8 protein-coding genes are annotated in these 5,055 nt (G+C 64.0%); 6 read left to right on the forward strand and 2 right to left on the reverse strand.

Features of this window, described 5'->3' with window-relative positions; genetic code table 11:
• Positions 1-373, forward strand: a 373-nt coding sequence (gene dtd, locus ACMO6A_RS12780) for a D-aminoacyl-tRNA deacylase (protein WP_418471372.1), incomplete at its 5' end; no start/stop codon positions are given.
• A 36-nt stretch (positions 374-409) separates the two neighbouring features.
• On the opposite strand, the gene ACMO6A_RS12785 is transcribed toward dtd, so the two are convergent.
• Positions 410-772 carry an arsenate reductase family protein gene (locus ACMO6A_RS12785; protein WP_114516347.1) on the reverse strand — a complete coding sequence of 121 codons (363 nt, stop codon included), beginning with the start codon at positions 770-772 and terminating at the stop codon, positions 410-412.
• Between the two features lie 304 nt (positions 773-1,076).
• Here ACMO6A_RS12785 and ACMO6A_RS12790 point away from each other — a divergent pair, with 304 nt between their 5' ends.
• A complete protein-coding gene (locus ACMO6A_RS12790) occupies positions 1,077-1,871 on the forward strand; it encodes an EFR1 family ferrodoxin (protein ID WP_009306633.1) in 795 nt (264 codons plus the stop codon).
• A gap of 9 nt (positions 1,872-1,880) precedes the next feature.
• Here ACMO6A_RS12790 and ACMO6A_RS12795 read toward each other — a convergent pair whose 3' ends face one another.
• The gene (locus tag ACMO6A_RS12795; RefSeq protein WP_009609382.1) at positions 1,881-2,069 is read right to left on the reverse strand and encodes a hypothetical protein; all 189 of its coding nucleotides are present in this window, start codon (positions 2,067-2,069) and stop codon (positions 1,881-1,883) included.
• Positions 2,070-2,351: 282 nt separating this feature from the next.
• On the opposite strand from ACMO6A_RS12795, the gene ACMO6A_RS12800 reads away from it, so the two are divergent.
• From ACMO6A_RS12800 to ACMO6A_RS12815, 4 genes are read left to right on the forward strand one after another with little or no spacing between them, the layout of a single operon-like run.
• Positions 2,352-2,729, forward strand: a complete 378-nt coding sequence (locus ACMO6A_RS12800; RefSeq protein ID WP_009306635.1) for a GntR family transcriptional regulator — start codon at positions 2,352-2,354, stop codon at positions 2,727-2,729.
• Positions 2,729-3,619, forward strand: a complete 891-nt coding sequence (locus ACMO6A_RS12805; protein ID WP_114516348.1) for an ABC transporter ATP-binding protein — start codon at positions 2,729-2,731, stop codon at positions 3,617-3,619. The genes ACMO6A_RS12800 and ACMO6A_RS12805 overlap by 1 nt, the downstream gene beginning before the upstream one ends.
• Positions 3,616-4,314 (forward strand): ABC-2 transporter permease, encoded by a 699-nt coding sequence (locus ACMO6A_RS12810; protein WP_114516349.1) that lies wholly within the window; start codon positions 3,616-3,618, stop codon positions 4,312-4,314. Before ACMO6A_RS12805 ends, ACMO6A_RS12810 begins: the two co-directional genes overlap by 4 nt.
• Positions 4,315-4,335: 21 nt before the next feature.
• The gene (locus ACMO6A_RS12815; protein ID WP_418471373.1) at positions 4,336-5,043 is read left to right on the forward strand and encodes an ABC-2 transporter permease; all 708 of its coding nucleotides are present in this window, start codon (positions 4,336-4,338) and stop codon (positions 5,041-5,043) included.
• Positions 5,044-5,055: the final 12 nt, after the last annotated feature.

A 5,055-nucleotide genomic window follows, 5' to 3' on the forward strand; every position in this document is an offset into this window, starting at 1 on the left:
CGGGCTGCTCATCCTGCTAGGCGTGGGTCACGACGACAGCGAGGAGCAGGCCGAACGCCTCTGGAGCAAGATCGCGCGCCTGCGCATCTTCGAGGACGCCGAGGGCAAGACGAACCTGTCGCTAGCCGACGTGGGCGGCGAAGTGCTGGTCGTGTCGCAGTTCACCCTGTTCGCGAACTGCAGACGAGGCAACCGCCCCTCGTTCACCGAGGCGGGCGCGCCCGACGAGGCGAACCGGCTGTACGAATGGTTCGTCGAACGCGCGCGCCGCGACGTGCCTCGCGTGGAAACGGGGCGCTTCGGCGCTTACATGGACGTGAGCCTGACCAACGACGGTCCGTTCACGCTGTGGCTCGACACCGACGCGCTCTAGCGCGACGATGCGACGATGCTCCGGCGCGCTGTCGCGCTAGAGCAGCGCCCGCTCCCACTCGACCTCTTTGAAGCCGACCAGCACGAAGTCGTCGCCCACCACCAGCGGGCGCTTCACCATCATGCCGTTCTCGGCCAACAGCGCGTAGGCGTCCGCGTCGCTCATGCCGGCATCCAGCAGGGCCTTTACGTTGCGCTCGCGGTACAGCATGCCGCTGGTGTTGAAGAAACGGCGCAGCGGCAGTCCGCTTTTCGCATGCCAAGCGGCCAGCTCGTCGGACGTCGGGTTGTCCTCCACGATGTGGCGGTCGGCGTACGCCACATCGTGCGCGTCGAGCCACGCCTTAGCCTTCTTGCAAGTGGAGCACTTCGGATATTCGATGAACAGCACGTCCGCCATGGGTTTCTCCTTCGCGTTGCAGCCTTCGTATCCCGCTCATCATACCAGAGCGGCCTCAAGCAGCCGCAAAGCGAAGCGAACGGGCGCCGCATGCCTCGGCGGCGGAATGTCTCAAGTGAAACATTCGCTCGCTTCGATCCTGCCGGAAACGGCGAAGGACGTCCGAGGCGAAGCAGACGCGCACGTCGATCAAACGTACAAATGTTTCACGTGAAACATCGTAACCGCCTTCGGTTGCAAAAGGGTCATCGTTCGCGCAGGCTCGGCTTGGTATACTGAAGGCATACAGACGGAAAGGCGGCTCATGATCTTCTACTTCACCGGCACCGGCAATTCGCTCGCGGCGGCGCAGACCATCGCGCGCGCAACGGACGACCTGCTCGTCGACATCGGCGCGGCCTACAAGTACAAGGACTTCGACTTCACGCTCGCGCAAGGCGAGCAGCTGGGCTTCGTCTTCCCCGTCTACAACTACACCACGCCGCCCATCATCGATGCGTTCCTCAAGCGAGCCCGCTTCCGCACGGGCAACAAGGAAACCTTCACGCCCGACTATTGCTTCGCCGTGATCAGCTGCGGCGCGTTCGTGGGCAGCACGGCGCGCGTCTTCGGCAAGCGCCTGCTGGACGCGCAGGGCATCAACCTCGACGCCTCGTTCAGCGTGAAATCGGTGGGCAACTGCACATACCTGTACGCGCCCGCCCAAGGCGAGAAGCGCAAGCGCCTGCTTGCCGGCGCGGAACTTGCCGCGCGCGAGACGGCAAATCGCATCGCAGCCCGCGAGCACGTGCGCGCCGAGCACCGCAATCCCCTAGGCATCGTGCTGTCCAAGTTCACCGAAAAGGACGAGAAGCCGCGATCCACCTCGGAGTTCTTCGCGCTGCCCACCTGCATCAGCTGCGGCCAGTGCGCCGACCTCTGCCCCACCAACACCATCACGATCATCGAAGGCGCGCCCCGCTGGGCCGAGCTGGGCTGCACGCAGTGCCTCGCCTGCCTGCACCGCTGCCCCGTGAACGCCATCCAGTACGGTGCGAAGACCGAGCGTCGCGGCCGCTACGTCAACCCCGTCCTCGCGAAAGCTCCCAAGCGCGCATAACGCTCCTCCCTAGCCTCGTTCAAGCAATTCCTTGAACGACCGCTCTCCCCAGCCGTCGGGCGCCTCAAGCGTCGTCGAACGGATAAGCTCCCGCAGTTCCGCCTTTCGCTCAGGCGTCAATGCACGATGCCCGCTCCTTAGGTCTTCAAGCGAGGGGAAAGCTTTCGGAAGCTCTTCGTTGTCGATGACGGCAACCATGACACGCTCCTTTCGCTTCATCGAGCATAGATGCGCAATACCGTATTGCGTCAATGACGGCAGTTGATCGCATGCGCTGTCTTGACGCTTCCGTATCTATTGTTTATAGTGTGCATATCGGGTATATACACTCTACACGTTACGGAGTGGACGATGCCCGGCCGGAGGGGACGAGGAACGTGCTTGGCCTCTCCCGGCGCGAAGCGGGACGCCGCGACGCGCCACCCGAGCGCAGGGGGACGCCCCGGTGCTCGCGCACGAAACCACGAAAGGGAGCCTGAGTTGGACATCATCATCTCGAATGCGAGCGACAAGCCCATCTACGACCAGATCGTCTCGCAGATGAAGGCCCTCATCCTGACGGGTGAGCTGGGCGAAGGACAGCAGCTGCCCTCCATCCGAGCACTGGCCGGCGACCTGCGCATCAGCGTCATCACGACCAAGCGCGCGTACGCCGAGCTGGAGCTCCAAGGCTTCATCGAGACGGTGCCCGGCAAGGGCAGCTTCGTGGCCGGCGGCAACCTCGAGCTTCTTCGCGAGGAGCGCCTTCGGCACATCGAGGAGCTGCTCGTCCAGGCCGTCGACGAAGCGCGCGGCGCGAACGTCGGCATCCCGGAGCTCCATGACATGCTCGACCTCATCGCAGAAAGTGACGACTGATGAACGACCTCCTCCGCATACGCAGCTTGTCGAAGCACTATGACGGCTTCGACCTCCGAAACGTCGACCTCACCGTGCCCGCCGGAAGCGTCGTCGGCTTCATCGGCTCGAACGGCGCCGGCAAGACGACCACCATCAAGGCCATTCTCGGCCTCATATACCCCGATGCCGGCTCCATCGAGCTGCTCGGCCAGAACGTCGGCGAGCACGCCGGCAGCAAGGCGATCAAGGACGCCAAGCAACGCACGGGCGTGGTGTTCGACACCTGCTCGTTCCCCGAGGAGATGACCGTCGCCTCGGTGGGCAAGCTCATGTCGTACAGCTACGACTCCTGGAGCCCTGCCGACTTCGAGCAGCGCCTGGCACAGTTCCAGCTGCCTAAGAGCAAGACGGTGAAGGACCTCTCCCGCGGCATGAGCATGAAGCTGTCGCTGGCTTGCGCGCTGGCGCACGACCCCGACCTGCTGATCCTCGACGAGGCCACCGCCGGGCTCGACCCGCTCGCCCGCGAGGAAGCGCTCGACATCCTGCGCGGCTACATGCGCGACGAGCGCCACGGCATCCTCATGTCCAGCCACATCACCAGCGATTTGGAGAAGATCGCCGACTACATCGTGTGCATCGACGCCGGCCGCATCGTGTTCGCCGTCGAGAAGGACACGATCACCGATCTGGCCGGCATCGCGCACTGCCGCGCGACCGACTACGAGCGCATCGCCGAGAGCGGCTTCTTCGCCCCCGGCGAGCTGCGCAGCATGCGCCACCCCTACGGCATCGACGTACTGGCTCCCGACCGTTTCGCGTTCGCCGAGAACTTCAAGAACATCCCCGTGGACAAGGCCGATATCGATGTCTACATGGGCATGATGCTGAAAGGAGAGGTCCGATGAAAGCCATGATCATGTCCGATCTCCTGATCGCGAAGAAATACCTGCTGCAACAGCTGGGCGTCTCCATCGCCGTGGGCATCTTCATCACCGTCGTGATAGGAAACCTCTACGTTGCCGCTCCCATGGTGGGCGTGATGATTCCCTTCTCGCTGACCATCACCATCCTCGCGCTTGACGAACGCGCCAACTGGCAGCAGTTCCGTCTGGCTTTGCCCATGTCGCGATCGAACGTGATCGCAGGCCGCTACGTCAGCTTCGCGCTGTTGGCGCTGCTGGGCATCGCGGCAGGCCTGCTGGTGACGCTCGTGATGGTCGCCGTCGCGCAGATCGCCCCCGGCGTTCCCCAGCTGGCCGACCTCATGATGAACTTCTCGTGGCAGGCCATGCTCTTCGCGTCCGTCGCCGGATTGGCCATCATCTTGGTCATGCTGTCCGTCACGATGCCCTTGTTCTCGCGGTTCGGCATGACGAAGGGCGTCCGCTACCTGCCGCTGCTCATCATAATCGGCGTGTTCTTCGCGTTCCAGCTCGACGGCAACGGGCCGCCGCCCGAGTTCGTCGCGAACGTGCTGAACCTGTTGGAGTCGCCCGCGGGCACCATCGCCATCGCTGCCGGAGTTCTTGCGATCACGGCCGCCGTCTACGCGATCTCGGCCGCAATCTCCACCAAGCTGTACCATAAACGCGAGCTCTAGCGAACGGAAAAGGAGCGCCCCATGAAGACCATGATGCTTGCCGATTTCCTCGCTTTGGCGAAATCGCTGCCGAAGAACGTGGCGCTGTGGGCGCTCCTTGCAACGGGCATATGCCTGGTGGCGGGCAACGCGACTCCCATCATCCTGCTCACCGGCTTCCCCATGTCCCACATGGTGCTCATGCCCATGCTGCTGCGCGACCAGCGGCGCGATTGGGTCGCCTTTCGCCAGGCTTTGCCGCTTTCGCGAGCAAACGTAGTGGCGGGACGCTACGCAAGCATCGCCATCGTCGTCGCCGGATGCGTCGCCCCCGGCGTCGCAGCGTATACGACCGCTTGCATCGTCAACGCCGTTGTGCCGGGGCTTCCGCTTGTCCGCCATTTCGCCGTAGGCTTCGACGCTGCGGGCGTCGTATCGTTCGCGGCCGGCACGTTCGCCCTCACCATCGCCATGTTCAGCGTGCTGCTGCCGTTCATGTTCGCCGACAGCCACCGCAAACTCGCCAGCTACATCCCCTTCGCCTTCATGCTCGCCCTCATGGGATGGATCTACGCGTTTCGCTCCATGAACTTCGACGCGTTCCTTCCCCTCGTGGGTCGGATCGTCGTCGCCGCGCAGTCGCTGGGCGGCGCGCTCGTCGTGGGAGGATGCGTCACGGCGGCGGCGCTCGCCTTGTACGTCGTATCGGAGCGCGCGGCGGTTCGCGGGTACGCGACGCGCGACCTCTAGCCCATCTGAACC

This window comes from Eggerthella sp., assembly GCF_048329335.1.
Lineage (GTDB): Bacteria > Actinomycetota > Coriobacteriia > Coriobacteriales > Eggerthellaceae > Eggerthella > Eggerthella lenta.